Source organism: Ihuprevotella massiliensis (assembly GCA_900095835.1).
GTDB lineage: Bacteria > Bacteroidota > Bacteroidia > Bacteroidales > Bacteroidaceae > Alloprevotella > Alloprevotella massiliensis.
In genome coordinates this window covers 649,619-676,315 of record LT608321.1, presented here as the reverse complement: position 1 = coordinate 676,315, position 26,697 = coordinate 649,619, and the positions used below count along the sequence as shown (strand labels likewise).

The 26,697-nt window shown below is 47.5% G+C and carries 12 protein-coding genes; 6 read left to right on the top strand and 6 right to left on the bottom strand.

What is annotated here, in order from left to right; genetic code table 11:
- The 5 genes from BQ2633_RS11430 to BQ2633_RS02870 form a co-directional block, all read right to left on the bottom strand.
- The coding region (locus BQ2633_RS11430; protein WP_083233917.1) for a C10 family peptidase at positions 1-3,167 on the bottom strand (3,167 nt) is incomplete at its 3' end.
- 43 nt (positions 3,168-3,210) lie between these two features.
- On the bottom strand, positions 3,211-6,936 hold the full coding sequence (locus BQ2633_RS02885) for an Ig-like domain-containing protein (RefSeq protein WP_075564956.1): 3,726 nt from the start codon (positions 6,934-6,936) through the stop codon (positions 3,211-3,213).
- A gap of 1,165 nt (positions 6,937-8,101) precedes the next feature.
- Positions 8,102-10,741 (bottom strand): alpha-glucan family phosphorylase, encoded by a 2,640-nt coding sequence (gene glgP / locus BQ2633_RS02880; RefSeq protein ID WP_075564954.1) that lies wholly within the window; start codon positions 10,739-10,741, stop codon positions 8,102-8,104.
- 26 nt (positions 10,742-10,767) lie between these two features.
- Positions 10,768-12,423: a glycosyltransferase gene (locus tag BQ2633_RS02875; protein ID WP_075567149.1), complete on the bottom strand. Its 1,656-nt coding sequence runs from the start codon at positions 12,421-12,423 to the stop codon at positions 10,768-10,770.
- A gap of 286 nt (positions 12,424-12,709) precedes the next feature.
- The gene (locus BQ2633_RS02870; RefSeq protein WP_075564952.1) at positions 12,710-13,669 is read right to left on the bottom strand and encodes a peptidoglycan DD-metalloendopeptidase family protein; all 960 of its coding nucleotides are present in this window, start codon (positions 13,667-13,669) and stop codon (positions 12,710-12,712) included.
- Between the two features lie 536 nt (positions 13,670-14,205).
- Between BQ2633_RS02870 and BQ2633_RS02865 the strand changes: the two genes are divergently transcribed.
- The 5 genes from BQ2633_RS02865 (at position 14,206) to BQ2633_RS02845 (ending at position 22,365) form a co-directional block, all read left to right on the top strand.
- Positions 14,206-16,152, top strand: a complete 1,947-nt coding sequence (locus tag BQ2633_RS02865) for an ABC-F family ATP-binding cassette domain-containing protein (RefSeq protein WP_075564950.1) — start codon at positions 14,206-14,208, stop codon at positions 16,150-16,152.
- A gap of 165 nt (positions 16,153-16,317) precedes the next feature.
- A complete protein-coding gene (locus BQ2633_RS02860) occupies positions 16,318-18,342 on the top strand; it encodes a M13 family metallopeptidase (RefSeq protein WP_075564948.1) in 2,025 nt (674 codons plus the stop codon).
- A 149-nt stretch (positions 18,343-18,491) separates the two neighbouring features.
- Positions 18,492-19,556: a homoserine O-acetyltransferase/O-succinyltransferase family protein gene (locus BQ2633_RS02855; RefSeq protein WP_083233916.1), complete on the top strand. Its 1,065-nt coding sequence runs from the start codon at positions 18,492-18,494 to the stop codon at positions 19,554-19,556.
- Positions 19,557-19,605: 49 nt separating this feature from the next.
- Positions 19,606-21,243, top strand: coding sequence for an ABC-F family ATP-binding cassette domain-containing protein (locus BQ2633_RS02850; protein WP_075564945.1), 1,638 nt, complete (start codon positions 19,606-19,608; stop codon positions 21,241-21,243).
- Between the two features lie 12 nt (positions 21,244-21,255).
- The gene (locus BQ2633_RS02845; protein WP_075564943.1) at positions 21,256-22,365 is read left to right on the top strand and encodes a nucleotidyltransferase domain-containing protein; all 1,110 of its coding nucleotides are present in this window, start codon (positions 21,256-21,258) and stop codon (positions 22,363-22,365) included.
- A gap of 157 nt (positions 22,366-22,522) precedes the next feature.
- On the opposite strand, the gene galE is transcribed toward BQ2633_RS02845, so the two are convergent.
- Entirely contained in the window at positions 22,523-23,563 is a 1,041-nt protein-coding gene (galE, locus tag BQ2633_RS02840; protein ID WP_075564941.1) for a UDP-glucose 4-epimerase GalE, read from the bottom strand.
- 331 nt (positions 23,564-23,894) lie between these two features.
- On the opposite strand from galE, the gene BQ2633_RS02835 reads away from it, so the two are divergent.
- Complete coding sequence (locus tag BQ2633_RS02835; protein ID WP_075564939.1) at positions 23,895-26,696, top strand: PD-(D/E)XK nuclease family protein; 2,802 nt, start codon at positions 23,895-23,897, stop codon at positions 26,694-26,696.
- Position 26,697: the final 1 nt, after the last annotated feature.

The following is a 26,697-nucleotide window of genomic DNA, read 5'->3' as shown; positions in this document are numbered from 1 at the left end:
TTCAGCACCACTTGTGTAGCCATCGGATTCTTAACCACCACGTGGCATGTAGCCTTCATTCCGCTACCATCTTGTGCAGTAGCAGTGATGGTCACTTCTCCAGCTTTCAAGGCTTTGAACTTGCCATTGCCTAAATCTTGGAGAGTGTTGGTTTTATCCATCGTCCAAACCACGTTTTGTGCTGCCTTTTCGGGCATTACTTTAGCGGTAAGGGTGAATACATCATCTACAATCGCATTATGCTGAGTTTTGTTCAGTACCACTTGTGTAGCCATCGGATTCTTAACCACCACGCGGCATGTAGCCTTCATTCCGCTACCATCTTGTGCAGTAGCGGTGATGATCACTTCTCCAGCTTTCAAGGCTTTGAACTTACCTTCACCCAAGTCTTGGAGGATGTCAGTTCTATCCATCGTCCAAACCACGTATTGTGCTGCCTTTTCGGGCATTACATTAGCAGTAAGGGTGAATACATCATCTACAATCGCGTGGTGTTGCGTTTCATTCAGCACCACTTGTGTAGTCATCGGATTCTTCACCGTTACGTGGCATGTAGCCTTCATTCCGCTACCATCTTGTGCAGTAGCAGTGATGGTCACTTCTCCCGCTTTCAAGGCTTTGAATTGACCATTTCCGACCATGTCCAGAATACCAGGTTGGCTCAAGTGCCACGTCACCTTTTGGTTAGCTTCCTTGGGTAAGACATTAGCAACTAGATTGAAGACATCGTCCACAGTCACATTGCGTAGGGTTGCATCCAGCACCACCTGTGTAGCCTTCGGGGTTTCGGGTTGAGAAGGTTGTTCGGGAGTTGGGGGAACAACAGGCTTGGTGGGGTGGTCTGGTGTCGAATTGCTTTTTCCATTCACCACCATTATTTGCGCACGAGGATAGTCGTTTGTCCAAATCTCACGGCGTTTACCATTCTCGTCAATCTCAACGTGAACCTCGTAGCGACGTCCAGGCGTTAAGCGTTTGAGGTCAATTTTGGCAACTGTTGAGTTTGGTTCTGTGCGTTGGAAGGGGCGTAATGTCACATTTCCAGATTGTCCAGCTTCAATCGACTCGTTGGCTTCTGGACAAACTAAACGATAGTAAATCTTGCTATAATAGTACTTTTGATTATTGCCACGGATTTCTGTATGAATCCGCATACCAATTTCTCGTTGTTTGGTGACATCAAATACTTGTTGATTGACTTCATTGCCATTCACCAAGAAATCAATATTGTCTACCTTAATTTTGATTTCAGGATAAGGCAAAACATCGATTTGGAAATTTTGATCTGCACCAAGAGGTATGAATTGTTTGGTCTTAGTATTGGTTGTTTCCAACACTAGTTTCACATTGTAACGTCCTGGAGCCATCGCATGAGGACCCGTGTTGTCGGAGTAATTTGTGGGAAAGTTCACTGCCACTTGTGTGTCTGCCAAACGGCGGAATGACACAATGCTATTGTTGGTGAAAGGAGCCACAAATTTAGCCCCACCATTCACGGGTTCAAACGTCATTCTCAAATTGCCATGCACTTCATCCACATTGGGATTACGCACGCCGAAGGTTATCATGGCAGGTTCTCCTACGTTTGCATAAGCGGGGAAGAGCATTTCGGGGGCTCGGCACACGGTCAAGGCACCCCCTTGGATCTCATCCGTCACGGAGACTCCGCTACTGGTTACTGCCAACTTCATGCGATTGGCATATTCAATAGGATACCACGCCTCGTATTTATCTGGATTCTTCGCCACTAGCTCACGTGAAACGGGCACCAAGAGATAGTCGCCTTGAGGAATGTCAGCAAAATGAATGTCTTCAATAGGGATATTTTGTGTCATGAAAATGGTTGTCCATTCAAAATTCCTATTGTTAGAGTTAATCAGTTTTACCGTATTCCCTTTTTGATCCATCACCGCAATGCCCACTTGTCCAGTGAAACGATAGAACTCTCCATTCATTGGATGGTAAGAACCAGAGGAAATCGTTGCATTAAAACGAGTGTTTGCGTCTCCTGTTCGGGGACTAATTTCAAAAGCAGCATTCTTGCGCGCGCCCAATGTGCGTTGTGGGGTGGGGAAGTCCGGGTATTGTCCATTCTTAGGGTGCGCCATCAGTACCACTTGGTTTTCCCAAAACTGCCCATTGCCCATAAACGGACCAGGCAGAGGAGTGGTGATGGTGTTAATATCATAATAGCCATCGCCTTGACCATCCCAACCAAAGTTGGCATGAATGAAGCCGCGTCGGTCATAGCCATCATAAATAAAGGCATGGATACCACCGCAAACCATCACAGGGTAGCCATCGGAAAGCTCTTGCATGATTGCTTCACGAAATTCGTCCGCTTGCATGCGATCGCGGTGCAACAAGCGTGTGGTATAACCAAAGTCATTTTGCAAAGCATCGAGGGTGTATTCGATGTTGGAGGGACTGGCTTGGGTGCCGAATGTGATGCGAATGGCTTTACCCACGTCTACCAGCAGACGACCAACAGCGTGCACAGAACGGAAGTCTTTCATTTGCTCGCGTGTGTCCTTCATTGCCTCCCAAAGATAGGTGGGCGATGTGTCGGCTTCGTCTCCGTCACCAGCTTTGCGGACATAGAGTGCTGGACGCTGTTTAGGCCATTTGTAGAAATACAAAAATTGTGCAGCAGCTGTGGCTACGCAGCCCGTGTAGGTGGGTTTCCCATTGATAACAGGGGTTTTGCTATTGTAAGGATAACTCTGCCCCCACTGAGCTGTGACAAGAGGAGTCACATAGCGCTTCAGCGATTTAGGAAGAGAAGCTGCAGGCTGTTGTCCACTGCGCACTTGACGCACTGTTTCCGTGTATTGTTGCAACAAAGCGTGAACTTGTGGTGGCAAAGCATTGACATCGCCTGTGGATAATTTTCCATAACCCACCACTTCATTCATTTGGCTTTCCCCTGAAACAATGACAAATCGTTGCTCCTCTTTGCTGACAAAGAGGTGGTAAGCAGGGGCTTCAGCTACAGATCTTGTGCTAATAGTAGAAGAACCAGGAGTAGGCACTGCCACTGGCTGTCTCATATATTGACGCGCAATGTCTGTTGCTTTCCTGATATCCACAGGATTTGCTTTAGCCGTGTACCCAACCATGCTGAGCACACTGACCGCAAATGATAGAATAAGTTTGTTATTTATCATGAGTTGATTAGTTTGATGCGTAAAAATCGGATATTATTGGAAACTACTGTTTTAAGCGATATGTTTTGTTCCCAACAACCACAATCCACAGCGGAGATTCTCCCACATGGAGACGGGTTGTTGAGGCATTCGTACGACCGCTAGCTAATTTTCGTCCCAATAAGTCGTAGATCACAACAGGAAGTCCTGCTGGTGCCTCTTCGATCAGAAGCGTCGTGTTGTTGCGATAAACTACGAGAGGGATAGTCTGAGACACTATTGCCGTGGGGGCAATAACAGTAACTACGCATTTTGCAGTCACTCCGCCAGCGTCTTTTGCACGTGCGGTAATGGTTGTTTCTCCTACTTGGAGGGCGCGGAATTTGCCACCACCGAGTGACTCTATAACCTTTGAATCTGCCACTTCCCACATGATGGCACTGGTGGCTTCTTGGGGGAGAGTTTTTGCTTGTAGCGTAAATTCGCTGTTGAGTGGTTGCGTTAAATTCGCAGGCATTTCAATGCGTGCCACATTTGGCGCAGGCACGCGCACTACGCATTTTGCGGTCACACCACCTGCATCTTGTGCACGTGCGGTGATGGTGGTTTCTCCCACTTTGAGGGCGCGAAACTTGCCACCACCGATAGAGGAAATGATGGTCTTATCAGCCACTTCCCACACGATGTCACTGGTGGCTTCTTGGGGGAAAGTCTTAGCGGTCAAGGTAAATTCGCTGTTGAGTGGTTGCGTTAAATTCGCAGGCATTTCAATGCGTGCCACATTTGGCGCAGGCACGCGCACTACGCATTTTGCAGTCACACCACCAGCGTCTTTTGAACGTGCGGTGATGGTGGTTTCTCCTACTTTGAGGGCGCGGAATTTACCGCCACCGAGTGACTCTATAACCTTTGAATCTGCTACTTCCCACACGATGGCACTGGTGGCTTCTTGGGGGAATGTCTTCGCTTGCAAGGTAAATTCGCTGTTGAGTGGTTGCGTCAATGTCGCTGGCATTTCGATGCGTACCACATTGGGCGCAGGCACGCGCACTACGCATTGAGCAGTCACTCCGCCAGCGTCTTTTGCACGAGCGGTAATAGTCGTTTCTCCTACTTTGAGTGCGCGGAATTTGCCACCACCGAGTGACTCTATAACCTTTGAATCTGCGACTTCCCACACGATGGCACTGGTGGCTTCTTGGGGGAAAGTTTTTGCTTGTAGCGTAAATTCGCTGTTGAGTGGTTGCGTCACTGTCTCAGGCATTTCGATGCGTGCTACAATTGGCGCAGGCACACGCACCACGCATTTTGCGGTCACACCACCTGCATCTTGTGCACGTGCGGTAATAGTCGTTTCTCCTACTTTGAGGGCGCGAAATTTACCGCCACCGAGTGACTCTATAACCTTTGAATCTGCCACTTCCCACACGATGTCACTGGTGGCTTCTTGGGGGAAAGTCTTTGCTTGTAGCGTAAATTCGCTGTTGAGTGGTTGCGTTAAATTTGCAGGTATTTCGATGCGTGCCACATTGGGCGCAGGCACACGCACTACGCATTTTGCAGTCACTCCGCCAGTGTCTTTTGCACGTGCGGTGATGGTGGTTTCTCCCACTTTGAGGGCGCGGAACTTGCCACCACCGATAGAGGAAATGATGGTCTTATCAGCCACTTCCCACACGATGGCACTGGTGGCTTCTTGAGGGAAAGTCTTTGCTTGTAGCGTAAATTCGCTGTTGAGTGCTTGCGTTAAATTCGCAGGCATTTCAATGCGTACCACATTTGGAGCAGGCACGCGCACTACGCATTTTGCAGTCACTCCGCCAGCGTCTTTTGCACGTGCGGTGATGGTGGTTTCTCCTACTTTGAGTGCGCGGAATTTGCCACCACCGAGGGATGCTATGATTTTTGAATCTGCCACTTCCCACACGATGGCACTGGTTGCTTCTTGGGGGAAGGTCTTAGCTGTCAAGGCGAATTCGCTGTTGAGTGGTTGCGTCACTGTCGCAGGCATTTCGATGCGTGCCACATTGGGAGCTGGCACGCGTACCACGCATTTTGCGGTCACACCACCTGCATCTTGTGCACGTGCGGTGATGATGGTTTCTCCTACTTTGAGGGTACGGAATTTGCCGTCACCGAGGGATGCTATGATTTTTGAATCTGCCACTTCCCACACGATGTCACTGGTGGCTTCTTGGGGGAAAGTCCTAGCTGTCAAGACAAATTCGCTGTTGAGTGCTTGCGTTAAATTCGCAGGCATTTCGATGCGTACCACATTTGGAGCAGGCACGCGCACTACGCATTTTGCAGTCACTCCGCCAGCGTCTTTTGCACGAGCGGTAATAGTTGTTTCTCCCACTTTGAGGGCGCGGAATTTACCGCCACCGAGTGACTCTATAACCTTTGAATCTGCCACTTCCCACACGATGTCACTGGTGGCTTCTTGGGGGAAAGTTTTTGCTTGTAGCGTAAATTCGCTGTTGAGTGGTTGCGTCACTGTCTCAGGCATTTCGATGCGTTCAACCTTGAGAGGCGCCTCTGGGTCTTGTGAGAAAGGAGAAAAGGAATCCCCTACAACGCAACGTTCTGCATTGATAATCTCTCGATTTTCGGGATCAATGACTAACACCACAGCGTGAACCTTCGTGTCTTTCTTGATGAAGTTGAATGCTCTAGATGTTAAGTTGGAAAAGCTTCCATATTTCTGAGTGTGAATGAAGGGAGCATCGAGTGGCATTTGCTTAGGAAGACTACCTTCGATACCTTGATAGATACCCGTTGCTGCGAAAACTACATCGTTAAAAGGCAAGTCTTTTACAGTGCCTGGTGCATTATAGAAGAACTTCATCTCTGGTACGCTATTCGCCCATCTTGAGTCACCCGTTGCGTTGTTGTTTTGATAAAAACTAGGATGTCTCAAATTATCTGCAGTCAGCACATAAGCCAAACGATACTTGTTTTCTGAAACAGGACAGCGGAAGGTCGTGGAACTACGTACTTCTATGCCTTTGTGGTCGGCGGTCCATGCTGCTTGTACTTTCACCTCCACCGCACTTTGTGCCCCAGAAGCCTTTTCTACATCGGCAAGCAAACCGAAGGGTTGTTCGTCTGTACCGCTGTTGCCGTAATAGGGCGCCACAACATGTGCGCCATTGAGTACAATTTTCGGACGTCCTGGGAATTTTCTGAAGACATGATTATAATCGCCTGCATTCAATGCGTCACCATCGTGCGCTGCTAGTCCGATGACGCGGTCAGAAGCAACTTTGTTGAGGTGCTCCAGAGAAGCTATGCCAGTGGGGCAGTTGGGACACCACATTCCTGTGAGGTCCTCCACCACAGCTTTGCGCCATACTGGACGAGTGAGGGTGTAACGCTCGCTTCCGCTTGTGGGAGAAAAATTGCGATTGGGTGCTCCATTGACCGATACAATCGTAACGGAGAAATCGTCAAGCCCTGGTTGAGTGCCAGCGGGTATGTCAATGGCGATAGTTGAACTGCCATTGTAATCCAATGGAGTGTCTAACGTAATAGTGCGTTCTTCGGTGGTCTTCCCATTCAGGTTTAAGGTGTAGCCCACCTTGTGTACCAAAGTGTTGCGTTCCCAGTTGTTTAATATCGCATAAGCCTTACCCATCTGTCCAGGTGCGGTATAGACCTTATTGGCTAAGGAGCAACTGACATTTTGGGCTTTAACAGGGGAAATGAGTAGACAAAAGAATGCCATCACAGCAAAAAGAAGTCGTGATGAACATAAACGATGCAAAATGCTTTGCAGGAAGAGTTTCATAGTGAAATTGGAGTCTTTTTAGTTGATGCAAAGTTAGCCATTTATTCGATAAAACATAGTTCCTTTATGCCAATTATTTTTATTGGTTTATATCTTTTTAGCACCAACTATTGCGCTTTTCAAACGGTAAGTTGGTTTTTATAAAGAAGGGCAGCGTGTCGTCGCAGTGAGGTTTTCGAGGTTGCTAAAAGTTCCTTGCCATTAATGGAGAAAATCTTTCCGAGGTTGTTGACTAAAATGTCGGAGGATTTCCAGAAAACGTGGGAGTTTTTTTCTAAAATGTCGGACGTTTTTTCGGGAAAGTCGCAGTTTTTTGATTGCTTCTCGGACAATTGGTGAATGCTGCTGTGATAAGCTGAAAATGGCGTGTGGTTTTCTTTAACAATCTAGCGTTTGCCCCTCTCCCTCGCGCGCGCATCACAGGAGTTTTGCACTTTTTGCTTTCACAACCTTCACACTTTTATCTGCAAACCTATGAAAGTGAGGGAGATATAAGGGCTGTTTTAGTAGGTGTTAACGCTTGCTGTGTGTCTCTCTGGAAAATGGCTGGAAAATGCCCAATTTTGGGATGGGGAGAAAAGGAGAGTTTTGTAAATGAACTCAGAAGGCTATGGGGTGAACCTTCGTTATTTGGGACTCGAGATGGATTCTTTCAGTACATCGCATTGAGAGTCGTTCAAAAGTTGTGCTTATTTAGTTGATGCACAGAGGTCTATAAAACTTTTTGTGAAGGTTGTGAAAGCAAAAAGTGCGAAATTGCTGTACGTACACGCGTTGTGCACGCGCACGCGAGGAACGGCAGTAAGTAGTGGTTTTAGCATGGAAGGAGCGAAATCGTGATCTGAGCAATCTTTTCTAATGGACATTGCATCTGGGTTCTTGCTTCGTGTCCCAAACTATCATGATGCGCCAGTGGGAAGAAAATAGTAATAGTATCTAAATGGGCTGACTAGTTGGTAGCCAATAAGGCGAGAAAAGCTAAAGAATTTTAAGATCTCTCGAACTGAAAGAAAGTTTATGCCACAATTCTCTGTTTTTGTATTTTGTTAATACAGGTAGTATAGGGTAGCACAAAAATAAAGCTCCCCACTGCGTGGCAGTGAGGAGCAAAAAGGGGAATTTCCAGTGCGAGAGAAGCGGGGTTGCTGTCGCACGGAAAAGTAGATTAGTTGAACCAACGAACGTAGCAGAGGTCTTGACGAGAAGACAAGTGCTTGTTCTTGGGATACATGCGGAAGGCAGTGCGGAACGAACCAGCCACGTCGATAGCGGTCTTGAGTTCGAAGGTGTAGAGGTTGCCTTCGTTTTTCACCACTTGCATGGGATAGGTCTTGTAGATTACGTCGTTACCAGTTTCGGGGTCTTGACGCATCACTACGAGATCAATGCCAATGGCATCATCCAAGCCTTGTTCGTCTACAACGTGGCGCACGGTGAATTCGGTGTCGCTCACCAAGTTGCCACCGTAGAGGTTGTCGCAAAGTTGTGATTCTACTACGCGGATGTTGTCCCAACGTTGGGTAACCGCTTCCTTCCAAGCAGCGATTTCGCGAGCGAGGCGGTTGTTCTCAGCAGAGATGATAGTGTAGCGGTCACGGAGAGGATTGTAGAAACGATCGTAGTAGTCGTCTAGCTGACGCTTCATGGTGTAGTAAGGAGCGATTTGCGCGATAGAGTTCTTCACGGTCTTCACCCAACCTTCGCTGTATCCCTTAGAGGCGCTGCGACTGTAGTAGAGAGGAATGATTTCGTTTTCGAGCAAGCTGTAGATAGTAGCAGCATCGAGTTTGTCTTGCTGACCTTGGTCTTGGTAAGTACGCACATCGGTGAGTGCCCAACCTGCACCTTCGCGGTAGCCTTCGTACCACCAACCGTCGAGTACAGAGAGGTTGACAACACCATTCATGAGTGCCTTTTCGCCAGAAGTACCAGAAGCTTCGAGAGGACGTGTGGGGGTGTTCATCCAGATGTCCACACCGCTCACGAGGCGACGAGCTAACTCCATGTCGTAGTTGTCGAGGAAGATGATCTTACCGATGAACTCAGGACGTTGAGAGATGTCGTGGATGTGCTTGATGAGGCCTTGACCAGCACCGTCAGCGGGGTGAGCCTTACCTGCGAAGAGGAATTGTACGGGATAGTCAGGGTTGTTGACAATCTTAGCCAAACGATCGAGGTCGGAGAAGAGGAGGTGCGCACGCTTGTAGGTGGCGAAACGGCGAGCAAAACCGATGATGAGAGCGTTGGGGTTGATCTTGTCGAGGAGTGACATCACACGTGCAGGATCACCTTGGTTCTTGAGCCAGTTGTCGCGGAAGCGTTCACGGATGTAGTCGATGAGCTTCTTCTTCAAAGCCACACGAGTTTCCCAAACTTCCTTGTCAGACACCTTGTAGATGTTTTCCCAAAGAGATTGGTTGCTCTGATCCTTGATGAATGCCTCGCCGAAATACTTCTTGTGGAGGTTTTTCCACTCGCTAGCACACCAAGAGGGGTAGTGCACACCATTAGTGACATAGCCCACGTGGCTTTCCTCGGGATTCACATTGTAAACTTCTGCATACTCATCGTGAGAGAGAATCTTGTGGTCGCGGTGAGACTCAGCAGGGAGGTAGCCAGGCCAGATTTCTTGGAACATGAGCTGAGAAACCTTACCGTGCAACCAGCTTACACCGTTGACCTCTTGACAAGTCTTGCAGAGGAAGGTAGACATGCAGAAACGTTCGCTTTTGTCGTTGGGATTTTGGCGACCGAGACCCATGAAGTCGTCCCAGCTGATGCCGAGGCGGCCAGGGAATTGTCCGAGATATTTGCCGCAGAGAGATTCGTCGAAGTAGTCGTGACCAGCAGGCACGGGAGTGTGCACGGTGTAGAGTGAGCTAGCACGTACGAGTTCGAGTGCTTCGTCGAAGTTGAGACCACTTTCCACGAAGTCGGTGAGACGTTGGAGGTTAGCGAGTGCAGCGTGACCTTCGTTGCAGTGATATACGTCTTTTTCGATGCCGAGCTTCTTGAGGGCGAGGATACCGCCGATACCGAGGAGGTACTCTTGCTTCATGCGGTTTTCCCAGTCACCACCATAGAGAGCGTGAGTGATTTGGCGATCGTATTCAGAGTTCATCTCATTGTCAGTGTCGAGAAGATAAAGGGGCACACGACCTACGTTGACACGCCAGATGAGGGCATGAACAGTGAAGGTGGAGAAGGGCACGTCTACAACAACTTGGTTGCCGTTAGCATCGAGCACACGCTCGATAGGCATACGGTCGAAATCCTGTGCTTCGTAGTTGGCAATTTGTTGACCATCCATAGAGAGGGTCTGAGTGAAATAGCCATAACGATAGAGGAAGCCAACAGCGCACATGTCAACGTTGGAGTCTGAAGCTTCTTTCACGTAGTCACCAGCGAGGACACCGAGACCACCAGAATAAATCTTCACGTTGTGGTTCATACCATACTCCATGCAGAGATAAGCCACAGACGCACGTTGGGCGTTAGGCTTCTCGTCCATGTAGTCGCGGAAGAGTTTGTACACCTTCTTGATGCGTGTCAAAACTTCCTTGTCTTCGCTCAGCTCAGTGAGACGCTTATAGGAAATGCGGTTGAGAAGTTCAACAGGGTTTTGATCCACTTCTTCCCAAACCTTTGCGTCCAAGCTACGGAAGAGGTCGAGGGCTTCTTGGTTCCAGCAGAACCAAAGGTTGTGCGCAATCTCATCAAGGGGTTGGAACGCAGCGGGGATGTGGCTTTTTACGGTCACATTCTTCCAACTAGGTTGGTTGGCGTTTGTGATTTTTACGTTCATGTTGTGTATGTGTTGTTATTTCTTACTTACTTGTTGAGAGCAAATTCGTATGCCTTATAATAGTAGGCGATGAAGTGTTCCCATTGTGCCTTATTGGCAAATTTTGCGGCATTGCGGCGCATCTTGTCACGAGCTGTCTTGGGAGCTGCGAGGTATTGCTGAATGACTTGGCTAATCTCTGCAGCGCACTCAAAATAATTGTTGTCGTCGCGGTGCAATACACTTACGCCATCCTCTAGGGTGCCAGTGTGTCCCAATACGCTGTTTACCCATTGTCCGAAACCGCTGAGATCAGTGGTGATGCAAGGAGTTTTGAACGCTACGCTCTCGAGAGGAGTATATCCCCAAGGTTCGTAGTAGGAGGGATAGATGGTGAGGTCGTTGGCAGTGAGAAGGTCGTAGTAGTGCAAATCGAAGATACCATCGTTGCCGTCGAGATAGCAAGGCACGAGAATGACTTTCACGTTGTTGTTCGTGCAGTCTTCAAAGCCCATGCTCTTGATGAGATTGACGATGCGGTCTTCGTTGAGGTTGTATAAGTCGTGAGTGATGATGGGGGTGTGGAGCGGAGTATCAATGGCTGCCGCTTTTTTACCTTTAAGTTGGAGACGTTCTTGCACATCAGCGCGTGGACCGAGCAACCAACAGGGGACTTCGATGAGCGAGAGCACTTGTTGGTTAGTACCCCGCAACTGCTCGTTGAGTTGCTTCATCGCTTCCATGTAAACATCAAAGCCTTTGCAACGGAAGTCGTTGCGGCCTGAAGTGGAGATGATGAGTGTGTCGTTGTCAAAAGTTTGTCCAGTGAGCGCTTTTGCCACTTGGAAAATGCGTTGACGGGCTTGGCGACGCTTGCTGGTGAAGGCAGGACCCTTGGGCACGAAATCAAGTTCAAAACCATTAGGGAGCACAACGTCTGCTGGTTTGTCAAGAAGTTGTGCGCACTCGCGGTCGGTGAAGTCAGACACAGTGGTGAAGCAGTGAGTGCGGTGGGCACTTTGCTTTTCTATGCTGTGCTTGGCTTCCATAGAGAGCTCACTTGCCATTTGGTCGCCGTTGTATCCGTTGAAATAAGCATAGAGCAACTTGTTGTTGCCAGCTATGGAGCGACCAATGCTCGTGGCGTGTGTGGTGAAGATGGTGCGTACCTCTGGGCAGTTGTGCTGGAGGAAGAGCATGCCAAGACCCGACATCCATTCGTGTGCTTGGTAAATGACGCGTTTTCCAGAATAGGACTGTTGAGTGATGACTTCAGCCACTTTACCTGCTGCATAGGAGAACATAGAAGCTTCGTCATAGTCACCATAGGCGTGGAGAGAATCCACTTGGAACAGTTCCCATGCACGACCATAAATCTCGTCTTTTTGCGCGAAGAGAGGTTGGAAATCTACGAGGACAGTGAGAGGTTGTCCAGGGATGTCCCAACGTCCGATGCGGATGGGAAGCCCAATTTCTTGAAGACTTTTCTTCCAATCTTTGTGGATTTTTTTGTCTTCGATAAAGAGAGGGTTGTCTTTTCCACCTTGACCGAGATCTGGTCCGATGAAAATGAGGTTATCCTTAAGTTGCTGTTGGAGCGTCTTGGCGCGAGTAGAGAGTACGGTGTAGATGCCACCGACTTTGTTGCAGACTTCCCAGCTAGTTTCGAAGACTACGTCGGGAAGTATTGTTGTTTGATTCATGATGGGATATACATTGTCTGCTGCAAATATACTCATTCCACTTGTACTTAACAACTATTTTAGCTTCAATTTGCCGTAAAGGTGCTATTTTCTAGCATTTTGCGCAGTGTTTTGGGCTAATGTGTAAACTGCATTTTGCAGCTAGTAAATACGAAAAACACCACATGACAAAGAGTTGTCAAGTGGTGTTTGCAATTTCTATTTCTAGCTTTGCGCTATTGGAGGAATCTTTTGGGGATATCTTCCTAAAGCCTTGATGTTAATGTTTGTGTGAAAGGACTTAAATTTAGTAGCGAAGGATTTGTCCAGTGTGGAGCACCGGTTTGCTACCTAAACTATTGAGACGGCTGATGTCTTCTACGGAAACCCCAATCTTGCGAGAGATACTGTAGAGGTTGTCTCCGTTTTTCACTTGGTAGAAGTTGCCCGTTACTTGTGGTTGTGATTTAGATTGTGCAGGTTGGCTGGGGAAGTCCTTACGATTAGGATGATCCACCTGTGCCAAATCTTGGTGGCTTCCTGAAACAGCTGCTTTGGTGAGAAGACCGCCTTGGCAGTCGCTGCGATTGAAGACAAAATAGTCGGCAGTAACATCTTGGTTGGGGAAGTCGAAGAGCAGTGTGGGATCGATGGCTACACCGAGAAAACGGGTTTCAAAGTGAAGGTGCGAACCAAAGGATCGTCCGGTGTTACCACCAAGACCGATGAGTTGTCCTGCTTTTACCACTTCTCCTATTTGAGCAATGCTCTTGGAAAGGTGGCCGTAGATGGTTTCGAGGCCATTCTTGTGGCGAATCACTACGTAGTTGCCGTATCCAGAGGCTTCATAGCCCACGATGCGGACTTTACCTTCAAAGGCAGCAACGATGGTGTCGCCAGTGTAGACTTTGATGTCGAGTCCTTTGTGGTAGCGGCGGAAGGTGGTGCGATAACCAAAATTAGAGGTTACCATGCGGCTAGGCGTGGGCATGTGAAAACCACGCAAATCAATGCGGTGCGTTTCGGGGAGCTCAATGTTGGTGTAACAATGCACTTTGGAAGTGTTCCACGAATTGTAGAGATCATTGCTTTCGTAGTTGGTAAAACTCGCCTTGTGAATCACACGATTGATGGTGAGTGAATCTGCGGCTTTGATACGGCGGTCGATAGGGGCTTGACGGGCAATGAGATCTTGTGCTGCCGCCGAGGAAAAACTGCTAATTATGAGGAGTAATAGGAGATAATATCTAGAGAAAGTAGGTTTCATTGGAACGAATAATAAGTTTCAATTCTGCAAATGTATTGAATTCCTTGCATTCTGCCAAATAGATGTTCTATTTTTACACCTTAAAATATGTAGACTAGTGCTGAAGTGCTATCTCTTAGCGTGCAGTCTGGGGGGAAATGGACTACTTCTTTTGGAGTCAGATACTTGTGCCGTTTAAGGAGAATCCTTGCACCAAATGGCGTGGATGTTTGTGCGTAGCATCTTCTAAAGTGTGGTGTCGACAGCATGTGGTTGATTTTGCTGACTTTCGTAACCATCGCCATTCGAATAGTGGACTAGGAAGGTGAGTGCTGTGTGAAGGTGCTGACAGTTGTGTGCGTCAACAGTGTTGCTGTTGTCCTAAAAAAGACGGGTGATGGGAAATTCCTTACGAAGGAGAGTCGTAAATTAACAATGTAATAACGGACTAAGGCTTAGAAAATTGTCCAATAGTAAAGAATTTCGTAATTTTGCGATTAAAATGTGGCTTTTCGACTTCGATAAAGACGGTCGAATGGCTTCAATGAATGATAGGAATGATTTCAGTTGAACACCTCAAAGTAGAATTTTCCGCCAAGGCTCTCTTCGAAGATGTGAGTTTCGTGGTGAACAAGCGAGACCGCATAGCCCTCGTGGGTAAGAATGGCGCAGGCAAGAGTACGATGCTCAAGATTATCGCTGGATTGCAGCAGCCCACTGATGGGCGAGTGGCGGTGCAGCGTGAAGTGAGTGTGGGTTATTTGCCGCAGGTGATGGTGCTCAGTGATGACACCACTGTGGTGGCAGAGGTGGAGAAAGCCTTTGCACATCTCCATGAACTGCGCGACCATGTGGCGCAACTCAATAGTGAATTGATGGAGCGTACAGACTACGAGTCGCCTGAGTATATGGAACTTGTGGAGGCTTTTAGTCGTGAAAATGACCGTTTGCAGATGATGGGTGCGCAAAATTATCATGCAGAAATCGAACGAACCCTCTCGGGCTTGGGATTTTTGCGTAGTGATTTTGAACGTCCCACACAAGAGTTTTCGGGTGGATGGCGCATGCGTATTGAACTGGCAAAGCTGCTCCTAGCACGACATGATGTTTTATTGCTCGACGAGCCTACCAACCATCTCGACATTGAGAGTATTCGCTGGTTGGAGCAGTTTTTGGCACACAGTGGTTGTGCGGTAATCTTGGTGAGCCACGACCGCGCCTTTATCAACAACGTGACGAATCGCACGTTGGAGATTTCTTGCGGCAAGGTGGTGGACTATCGCGTGTCGTACGATGAGTATGTGCAACTCCGTGCAGAGCGCAGAGAGAGCCAGCTCCGTGCTTATGAAAATCAACAGAAAGAAATAGCGGATTTGAAAGATTTCATCGAAAGATTCCGTTATAAGCCTACCAAAGCCGTGCAGGTGCAGAGCCGCATCAAACAGTTGGAGAAAATAGTTCCCATCGAAATTGACGAAATTGATACTTCGCGCCTTCATCTCAAGTTCCCTCCATGTGCTAGAAGCGGTGACTATCCCGTGATTTGTGATGATGTGGAGAAGCACTATGGCGAACACGTGGTGTTTGATCAGGTGAATCTTACCATCAAGCGTGGAGAAAAAGTGGCATTTGTCGGTAAGAATGGTGAAGGTAAGTCGACACTTGTGAAGTGCATCATGGAGGAAATTCCCCATGGAGGAGTGTTGAAGATTGGACATAATGTACAACTCGGTTATTATGCACAGAATCAGGCACAACTTCTCGACGACGAACTCACGGTGTTTGACACCATCGACCATGTGGCAAAGGGAGATATTCGCCTGAAAATCCGTGACATTCTCGGAGCCTTTATGTTTGGTGGCGAGGCATCGGAGAAGAAGGTGAAGGTGCTTTCGGGCGGTGAACGCAGTCGTTTGGCGATGATCAAGCTCCTCCTCGAACCTGTGAATCTTCTGATTCTTGACGAACCGACGAACCACCTCGATATGCGCACCAAAGATGTGCTGAAAGAGGCTATTTTGGCATTTGATGGCACGGTGATTGTGGTGAGCCACGACCGTGAATTCCTTGACGGCTTGGTGACCAAAGTGTATGAATTTGCTGGTGGTCGAGTGCGCGAGCACTTAGGAGGTATATACGATTTCCTTCGTCAGAAAGAAATTGCAAGTCTTGATGAAATAGGCACGCAGCTCTCCAACAATGGTACTTCACCTTCTGCCTCTGCTACGACGACTGTCAACAATAATGCGCCTTCGGAAGGGGCTTTGAGTTATGCCGAACAGAAGGAGGCTGCGAAACAGCGTCGCAAACTGGAACAAGCCGTGAAAGAGGCGGAGAAGAATATCGAACAACTCGAACAGAAAATCGAAGCACTCGAATCGCAACTCTCCACTCCTGAAGGTGCAGCTAATGTGGAACTTTTCACGCAACATGGTGAACTGCGCAAACAGCTCGCAGCGGCTGAAGACATTTGGAGCGAAGCTGTCGAAGCTCTTGGAGATTAACACACAAAATAGTCGTGGGAAGCTGATGCTCTCTGCGAACCACGGATGGAGAAAAGAGAACGAAGCGAGCTTGCATGGCTTTCTTATTCTCACTTCGTTGTTGATGCTCCTTTCTATAAAGTATATTCTGACTATAAAAGTAACTACTCATAATCCTCATATATTATGCAACTAAAACACGCTTTGCTCTCTGCTGCTTTGGTAGCGACAAGTGCTTTCGCACAGACCGCACTGAAGGGCTATGATAAGAGCAATATGGATTTGTCGGCTCGTCCTGGACAAGACTTCTATGAATATGCTGGTGGTGGATGGATGAAAACTCATCCGCTCACTGCTGAACATGCTGAATTTGGACAGTTTCATGCTCTTGATGAGGCGAATCGTAAACGCATTCTCACGCTTATCGAAGATCTCGCAAAGCAAAAGGCGGAACAGGGCTCTTTGCCACAGAAAATCGGTGGACTCTATCGCTTGGCGATGGATAGTGTACGTTTGAACAAAGAAGGTGCTGCTCCAGTTCGTCCTGTGTTGGCTACCATCAATGGGGCAAAAGACAAGCGCGAACTCTTCATGACGATGTCACGTTTGTCTCGTTTGGGACTTTCTCCCTTCCTCGAAATCGGCGTATATGCCGATATTAAGAATGCCAAACTAAATTTGGTGCAAATCAACCAAGGCGGTATCACACTCGGCGACCGTGACTACTATGTCAATGATGATGAAGCAACGGTGAAAATCCGCGAAGGTTATAAGAAATATATCCAACAGTTGTTTCAACTGGTAGGCTATTCTTCTGCAGATGCAGCTAAGAAGATGCAAGATGTGCTGGCAATCGAGACACGCATTGCAAAGGCGTCTTTCTCTAGCACAGAGTTACGTGACGTTGAAGGGAATTATCACAAGATGAGCTACGATGAGTTGCTCCGTGATTTCCCTGGTTTCGACTGGAATGCTTATTTCTTGCAACAAAACTTCCCCGCTGTCACTGAAGTTTCTGTCAATCAGCTTGAACCCATCCACGAAGTGGAGAAGGTTTGGAGCGAGAGTTCTCTGGAATCTTTGAAGAATTATCTTGAGTTCCAGGTGCTTGATGATGCAGCTAGTGCTTTGAGCGATGATTTTCGTCGTACAAACTTCGATTTCTATGGTAAAGTGATGTCGGGGTCTCAGCAAGATCGTCCACGTTGGAAGCGTGCCGTTGGCACAGTGGAAAACGTTTTGGGCATGGCTGTGGGTAAGATGTATGTGGAACGCTATTTCCCTGAATCTTCCAAGCAACGTATGCTTCAACTTGTGAAGAACCTTCAAGTGGCTCTCGGTGAGCGCATCGATCAACAAACGTGGATGAGCGCAGCCACAAAGACACAAGCTCACGAAAAACTCAATAGTTTCTACGTCAAAATCGGTTATCCCGAAAAATGGCGCAGTTATGATGGCTTGAACATCGATGAGTCGCTCTCTTTCTATGAGAACCTCCAACGCGCAGCTGCCTTTGCCAATGATGATATGATTCAGCGCAAGGTGAATAAGCCTGTGGATCGTGATGAATGGGGCATGACTCCTCAAACCATCAATGCGTATTATGATCCTACCACCAATGAAATTTGCTTCCCTGCAGGCATTCTTCAACCTCCTTTCTTCATGGCGGATGGAGACGATGCTCTAAACTATGGTGCTATCGGCGTGGTGATTGGTCACGAGATGACACATGGCTTCGACGACCAAGGTGCACAATTTGATAAGAATGGTAACCTCCGCAACTGGTGGACGGAGCAAGATAAGAAGAACTTTGAGCAACGCACACAACGCATGGTGAAGACTTTCAATGCTGTGGAGGTTTTACCAGGTTTGCACGTGAATGGCGCACTTACTTGTGGAGAGAATATTGCCGATCATGGTGGTTTGAAGATTGCTTATCAAGCATTCCAGAAAGCGCAGGCACAGAATCCTTCGACTGTGAACGATGGTTTTACTCCCGAACAACGCTTCTTCTTGGCTTACTCTTTGGTGTGGGCTGGTAATGCGCGTCCTGAAGCCTTGCGCAACCGCGTACGCACTGACCCTCACTCTCCTGGTCGCTGGCGTGTGAATGCTGCTTTACCCCAAATCGATGCGTGGTATAAGGCCTTCAACATCAAGAAGGGCGACAAACTCTTTGTCCCTAAGTCAAAACGAGTGGATGTGTGGTAAGGCTTAGCAGTAGTTTGTAGCGTAGTCGTTAGGTTAGTCTATTTAGCTAAGTTTACATATCTCAATAAAGTTCATACATCAGTAAGGTGGTCAGCACACTCCTTTGCAGCTGACCACCTTTTCTTTTTCTTTCTTCCTATATTGTTGCGATGCTCCACGTAAATAGTTTGATTCCAGCCATTGAATCCTTAGCGAGTTTAGGGTATTCCCTCAGAGTAGGGCACGAACGCACTTTGCCTACTGTGGGTTTGCTCAATCTCATGCCAAAGAAAGCTGAGACTGAGCATGATTTCTGTCGCATGCTTGCAGCTTCTGGCATTCCTCTCAATCTCGTGCTACTGAAAATCCCAGGACAGCAGTATAAAACTACGCCACAGGAATATGTAGATACGCACTATGTAGATTTTGCTCCCACATATTGTGAGAATGCTTTGAGATTGAAATCTGAAACTTCCAAGAATACTGACGAAAGTGTTGCGTATTCTTCCTATTCCTCTGACACTTTCAAATCTCCTCACATTGATGCACTCATCATCACGGGAGCTCCTTTGGAACAAATGCCTTTTGAGGAAGTGCGCTATTGGAGTGTATTGCAACATATCTGGGATTGGACAGTGAGGATGAACATTCCCACGCTCAATATCTGCTGGGCAGCGCAAGCCGCACTCTATCATTTCTACGGCATTGACAAGCGTCCACTTTCTCACAAGTGCTTCGGTATCTTTGCACAACGTAATCTAGCTCCGCAACATCCCTTACTCTGTGGTTTGGGTGAGACTTTTCCCATGCCGCATAGTAGACACACCGAAGTTTATCTAGGAGATACTGACACTGAATCCACTTTGCAGGGTGGTGATACGCAATTTCTTCCAGAAGAGTTGGAGGTGCTTGCTGATAGCGAGGTGGGGCAGAGCATTTTCTACGATGCCGCTCGGCTGCAAACTTTTGTGACAGGGCATTTGGAGTACAAAGCCGATACCTTAGATGGAGAGTACCGTCGCGACTTGGCAAAGGGATTGCCGATTGCTCCTCCTCTTCATTATTATGTAGAGGATAATCCTGAAAAAGGCATCGACTTCTCTTGGCAACAAACGGCTTTGTTGTTCTACCGCAATTGGGTGGTGACTCATTTGGGTGGCTCTACGAGCAAGGATTTCCCTTACTCTGGGGCAAATCAACGTGTCGCATTTGGCAAAGCGAGGAAGAATGAGTAACTTTGCAACCGCATTACATATAGACTATCGCAGTATAATATAGACATTTATGATATCAGTTGACGGTTTAACCGTAGAATTTGGAGGAACAACCCTCTTCAAAGACATTTCATTTCAGATTAACGAGAAAGACCGCATCGCTTTGATGGGGAAGAACGGAGCGGGCAAAAGCACGCTCTTGAAAATTCTTGCAGGTGCACGACAACCCACCCGCGGACGTGTAAGCGCACCTAAAGATACAGTGATTGCCTATCTTCCACAGCATTTGCTCACTGAAGATGGTCGCACCGTATTTGAAGAGGCTTGTTTGCCCTTTGAGCATCTCAAGGAGATGGAAGGTGAAATCGAGAAACTGAATCAAGAACTCATGACGCGCACCGACTATGAGAGCGAAGAATATATGGCACTCATAGAGAAAGTGGCTGCGATGAGTGAGAAGTTTTATGCGATTGATCTTACTCACTTTGAGGAAGATGTGGAGAAAATGCTTCTCGGATTAGGATTTGAACGCACCGACTTCCAACGTCCTACAAGTGACTTCTCTGGTGGTTGGCGCATGCGCATTGAGTTAGCAAAATTGCTCTTGCAAAATCCTGATGTGCTCCTGCTCGACGAGCCCACTAACCACTTGGATATAGAAAGTATCGGATGGTTGGAGAATTTCATCATGACCTCTGGCAAAGCTGTGGTGGTGATCAGTCACGACCGTAAGTTTGTGGACAACATCACTACGCGCACCATCGAGATAACACTCGGCCGCATCTACGACTACAAGGCGGGGTATTCGCAATACTTAGAGTTGCGCAAGGAGCGTCGTGAACAACAGCAGAAACAATATGACGATCAGCAAAAGATGATTGCTGAAACCAAGTTGTATATTGAGCGATTCAAGGGTACTTATTCCAAAACGAACCAGGTGCAGAGCCGTGTGCGCATGCTCGAAAAGCTTGAGCTAGTGGAAGTGGACGAAGAAGATACTTCACGCTTGCGTTTGAAGTTCCCACCTTCTCCACGTTCCGGCAGTTATCCTGTGACCATGGATGCTGTAGGTAAGACTTATGGTGACCACGTGGTGTTCAGAAATGCATCGCTCATGGTGGAGCGTGGTGACAAAGTGGCTTTTGTTGGACGAAACGGTGAAGGTAAATCCACGCTTGTCAAATGTATCATGGGACAACTCGAACACGAAGGCACACTCACCCTTGGACACAATGTGCAAATAGGTTATTTTGCACAAAATCAAGCCACATTGTTGGATGGAGAAATCACCGTTTATGACACCATCGACAGTGTGGCAAAGGGAGAAATCCGTTTGAAGATTCGTGATTTGCTCGGTGCTTTCATGTTTGGCGGAGAAGAAGGAACCAAGAAAGTAAAAGTGCTTTCTGGAGGTGAGCGCACGCGTTTGGCAATTCTCAAACTCTTGCTTGAACCATTCAATTTGCTCATTCTCGACGAACCGACTAACCACCTTGATTTGCGTACAAAAGACGTGCTCAAACAAGCATTGCAAGACTTTGATGGCACACTCATTGTGGTGAGTCACGATCGTGACTTCCTCGATGGCTTGGTGACGAAAGTCTATGAGTTTGGTGGAGGAAAAGTGAAGGAACACCTCGGAGGTATTTACGATTTCTTGGAAACTAAGCGTTTGGAAAATCTCCAAGAATTGGAACGTAAATCCTAATTTCACAAGCCGATGTCTAACCTTACTCTGAATCAAACTTACGAAACACTCCTCGCATTGTTGCGTTGTGCGCTCCATGGACAGGAGGAATCTCCCAAAGTCGTGGATTTTTCTGCTGTCATTCGTGAGGCACGTCGTCAAACAGTGGATGGTTTGCTCTATGGATTGCCTAAAATCGAAGTAGCTCCCGAGCAACGCCTCCAACTGATGCAATGGCTTGGTGGGTGGCCCATGTTGGAGCAGGTGAGTCTCAACTTCAATGCAGAAGTAGTGGAACTTGCCAAAGCCTTCGATGCTGCTGGCATTCGCTATGTCGTGTTGAAAGGGCAAGCATCTGCTACTGCCTATCCGCACCCACTCTTGCGTCGTCCTGGAGATATCGACATCTATGTTGCTCCTCAGCACTTCCAGTCTTCCATCGCGCTTCTCCTTCATCGTGGCTATGTGCCAGATCATCAGACTGCGTTACACGATACGTTCAGAAAAGGTGATATAGAGGTGGAGGTGCATCGGGAACTGCAACCCATGCAATGGCCTGCTACTGCGCGCAGATTGCGTAAGATGGTAGCGACTGAGGTTGATCAAGTGGAAGAGTGGCACAATTACGTTGAGATAGACGGCTATCAAGTAGCTGTGCTTCCTCCGCATCTCAATGTCATTCTTCTTACGGCACACACGTTGGTGCATGCCAGTCATGGTGGAGTAGGGTTGCGCGAAGTGGTGGATTGGATGATGGTGCAGCAACAAAGTCACGAGCAAATCGACGAAGCGTTGCTCCGTAATGGGTTGAAATACCTGCATCTTGGGCGATTCTATCGTATGTTAGCGGCTATCTCTGTGGAGTATTTAGGTGCAAATGCCAAGACGCTGCTACATAAAGATGAACATCTCTATCATCCGGTTGATGGATGGCGTGCTCAGCAGTTGCTACGATGGATCATTCGCACTGGCAAACACGGTAGTGTTCGTAAGAGTGGCAAAGGATTGTCAAGCATCGCACACTACTATGTCGAATTCTTCGTCAATGCCTTTCGTTTCTTCTCTTGGTCACCCACAGAGTTCCTAGCAAGCCCCCCAAATTTGTTGAAACGCGCATTCCTGCGTCTGAAGTTCTGGAAATAATAAAGTGATAGCAGTCGAAAAAAAGTCCGTGTCAAACCCAAGTATGACACGGACTTTTTGTTTTATCAAGGAAAAGCCAAAGCCAATTATGTTCAGCAATACTGATATAGCCTTATCATTTCCTTTATTTGTTGCTGTTGCAGGAACAGCGGTAGAATTACATCACACCGTCAGCGCGAAGTTTTTCTTGCCACTTCCATGCAGAAGAGAGTGCTTCTTCGAGGGTATGAACAGCCTTCCAGCCCAAAACTTTGTTGGCTTTGTCCACATTACCCCAAACTTGTTCAATATCGCCAGCACGACGAGGAACCACCTTGTAGTTGAGCTTCACGCCTGTGCACTTCTCGAAGGTGTTGATGAGTTCAAATACACTCACGCCGTTACCCGTACCGACATTGAAGATTTCCACAGGTTCATCGTTCTTACCGTCTACGATGCGCGCCATAGCAGCCACGTGCGCTTTAGCGAGGTCCACCACATAGATGAAGTCGCGGATGCAAGAACCGTCGGGAGTGTTGTAGTCGTCACCAAACACAGCGAGTTGTTCGCGGATGCCGATTGCTGTTTGAGTGAGGTAAGGAATGAGGTTGGCAGGTGTGCCGTTGGGCACTTCGCCAATGAGTGCAGTGGGGTGCGCACCGATGGGGTTGAAGTAGCGGAGAATGATCGCTGAGATGGGAGCACCACTGTGAATGAAGTCTTGGATGATTTCTTCGTTCACTTGCTTCGTGTTGCCATAAGGAGATTCCGCCTTCTTGATAGGAGCTTGTTCGCTCACAGGAAGGTCCTTAGCGTCTGGTTGACCATATACGGTGCAAGAAGAAGAGAAGATAATGCCCTTCACATTGTATTTAGGCATCAACTTGAGCAAGTTGATGAGGCTCACGAGGTTGTTCTCGTAATACTTGAGAGGTTGCTCCACTGATTCACCTACAGCCTTAGAAGCTGCAAAGTGGATAATACCCTCGATACCAGGATACTTTTGGAATACACCTTCGAGAGCTGGAAGGTCGCAGCAGTCCACTTTTTCAAAAGCAGGACGCACGCCACTAATTTTTTCGATACCTTCTACAACTTCAGCCTTTGAATTGCTCAAGTTGTCAATGATTACCACATCATAGCCTGCGGCTTGAAGTTCAACGGTGGTGTGCGAACCAATAAAGCCCGTACCACCAGTGACAAGGATGGTCTTTTTCATATTGATATGTGTCGTTGATTGACTATTTAGCGAGGGCAGACACTCACGTGAAAGCTCTATGCCATGAAGCTGTGAATACCTTTTGTTTATTGGTCGAAGATTCTGCTTCATGCCCCTTCATTTATGCAGCAAAGTTACGATTTTATTTCATTCTATATGCCGAAGAATTCAGTTTTTTCTGCTGCTAACTACAGAAATATTCACTTTTTCTGTAGATGTCTCTCACTTCCATAAAATGAACGCTCGAAGGTTTGCCTATTCTGCTTGGATTTCTTAACTTTGCTGTTACTTATTTTTTTAGAATACATCATCGATACAGATATAACACTTTATGCTAGCGTTCCTTCAACTTGTTGCCACAGACCTTCTCCATAAATTTGGGCACGACCTAAGTAAGGTGGTGGTGGTGTTCCCTAATAAGCGTGCATCGCTGTTTTTGAACGATTATCTTTCAGCACAAGCGTCTCAACCTATTTGGGCACCTCGATACATTACCATCAATGAACTTTTTCGTGCTTTTGGCGATCGAAACATCAATGATTCCATTGACACCATCTGCCGTGTGCACCAGCATTATGTAAAAGCCACGGGAGATAGGGTTTCGCTCGACAATTTCTATGGATGGGCAGAGCGTCTACTCTCTGATTTTGATGATGTAGACAAAAACATGGCAGATGCAAGTGCGCTCTTTCAGAATATCCGTGATTTACGAGAATTAGAGCGTACCGACTATTTGACGGAGGAGCAAACAGAGGTGTTGCAGCGATTTTTTAAGGAGTTTGATCCCGAGCATCAAAGTGAGATTCGCGAGCGGTTCAGCAGATTGTGGAATGCACTTCTGCCCATTTATGAGCAACTCAATGAAGAACTTGCTTCCGAAGGATTAGCCTATGAAGGAGCAGCTTTCCGTCGCACGGTGGAGCGACTCAAAGCTGGAGAAGTCGCACCACCTGCTCACATAGAAAAGTACGTTTTTGTGGGATTCAATGTGCTCGATCGAGTAGAATGGCAACTTTTCTCACAACTTCAGCAGATGGAGAAAGCGCTTTTCTATTGGGATTACGATAAATATTATTTGCCCAGCGAGAAAGAGCGTTTTTTGTCGGAAGATGACCGACAACTCAGCCCCGAAGAGCGACGTTTCAGTCAGATGTTGTGGGAAGATGCTGAAGCAGGTTTGTTCTTGCGACAAAATCTCCAACAGTTTCCCAACGAACTCCCCGCGGAGCATTTCGATAACCTCCGTCATATTGAAAAGGTGGAGATGGTGGCAGCTTCCACCGAAACTATGCAGGTGCAGAGTGTATTGCCCTGGCTCAAGGATAATCTCACCCCCGATGCGAAGCGCACAGCAGTAGTACTCTGCAATGAGTCTTTGTTGCAGCCTTTGCTCCATGCGCTGCCTTCCAATGTGGAAGAGGTGAATGTCACCAAAGGTTTTCCGCTCAATCACACCGCAGTAGCCACCCTCGTGGAGCGCGAACTCGGAAAGTTAGAACGCCAAGCCCAAGCACCAACCACGGTGGAATCGCTTACCCATTTGGTGCAGGCCGTGGAAGAAGCTGCTCAAACTTTGGTGGTAACATCCGATTTCGACAGCGAACGCTTTGAACACATCTTGCAGTCCGAAGCCTATGCGCAGATGAATGCCTTGCTCAATCGTCTGTTGCTCATCGCCGAGAGTGGACGTTTGATGGTCAATCCCACCACGTTGCGACGTATTGTGCGCCAGATTGTGCGTCAGTCGGTCATTCCTTTTGCTGGAGAGCCCGCAGTGGGATTGCAAGTGATGGGTGTACTCGAAACGCGTTGTCTAGATTTCGAGCATATCATCATGTTGTCTGTCAACGAAGGCGTGTTGCCACAAAAATCTAGTGACAATTCGTTCATCCCCTATCTCTTGCGCAAAGCCTTTGGACTCACCACCCCCGAGCGCAAGACCGCTGTCTATGCCTACTATTTCTACCGTTTGATACAGCGTTCCAAACGCTTGCGCCTCCTTTATAATTCTTCGTCAGAAGGCATTGTGGATGGGGAAAAGTCCAGATTCTTAACCCAACTCATGGTAGAATCTCAGTTGCCCATCGAGCATATCGCACTTTCCAGTGATCCCGTTTCATCGCACGACACCCCACAACCTGTGGATAAGCCTGCTGATCTGATAGAACGGCTTAAAATCAAACGAAAAGATGATAAGATAGAGAAGAAGGAGCATGTATCTCTTTCGCCTTCCGACATCAACACCTATCTGCGCTGCCAACTTCGCTTTTATTATGAGCGTGTGCTTGGCATACAGCAGCCTAAACCTGATGCAGAAGAAGTGCAGCCCAACACACTGGGTACGATATTCCACACTGCTGCGGAGTTGATTTATAAAAATCTCCTCAAAGAGCGAGGTGGAAAAGGGGACAGCGACCACTTTAAGCACTTGGTGGCTCATCCAGCGTTATTACAAGGTTATATTAGGGAGGCTATCGACAAAGAGAAGGTGAAATATACCCCTTTGCTGCTCAACATTATCGAGATTTTCCTCCAGTCACTTCTTGAGCATGATGCGAAATATCCTGATTTTCGCATTAAAGCCTTGGAAAGCTATCACACGATGTGGCTCAATCTTCCCTCGTCAGCTCCCATCTCCCAAGTTGCCATCGGAGGTATCATCGACCGATTAGACACCATTATCCATCAAGGACAGGAGCTACTCCGTGTTGTCGACTATAAAACAGGAGGACAAATTGAGGACGCCAAAGTATTGGACGAACTATTCTCCATTCGAGGTTCCAAGCAAAAGCACTATATGCTGCAAACTTTCATCTATGCAGCGATGCTAGAAGATGAGTTTGAACGTTTGCAAAAGGGACAGAGTGTGCCCCATTTATCTGCTGAGCTATCTCAGCTCCCCATAGCTCCGTCGTTGTTCTTTGTCCACAGACTGCGTAAAAAGGACTATTCGCCTTATTTGCAAGTGGATAAAAAGGAGGTCTTAGATTTTCGGGCTAGATTCCCCGAGTTTCGTGAATGCCTAAGCGAATTAGTGGCAGAAATCCTAAATCCAAATCTACCCTTTGAACCCAACACCAAAGAAGTGCAGATGTGTAATACTTGCCCTTACTATTCTTTGTGCTACCAATAAA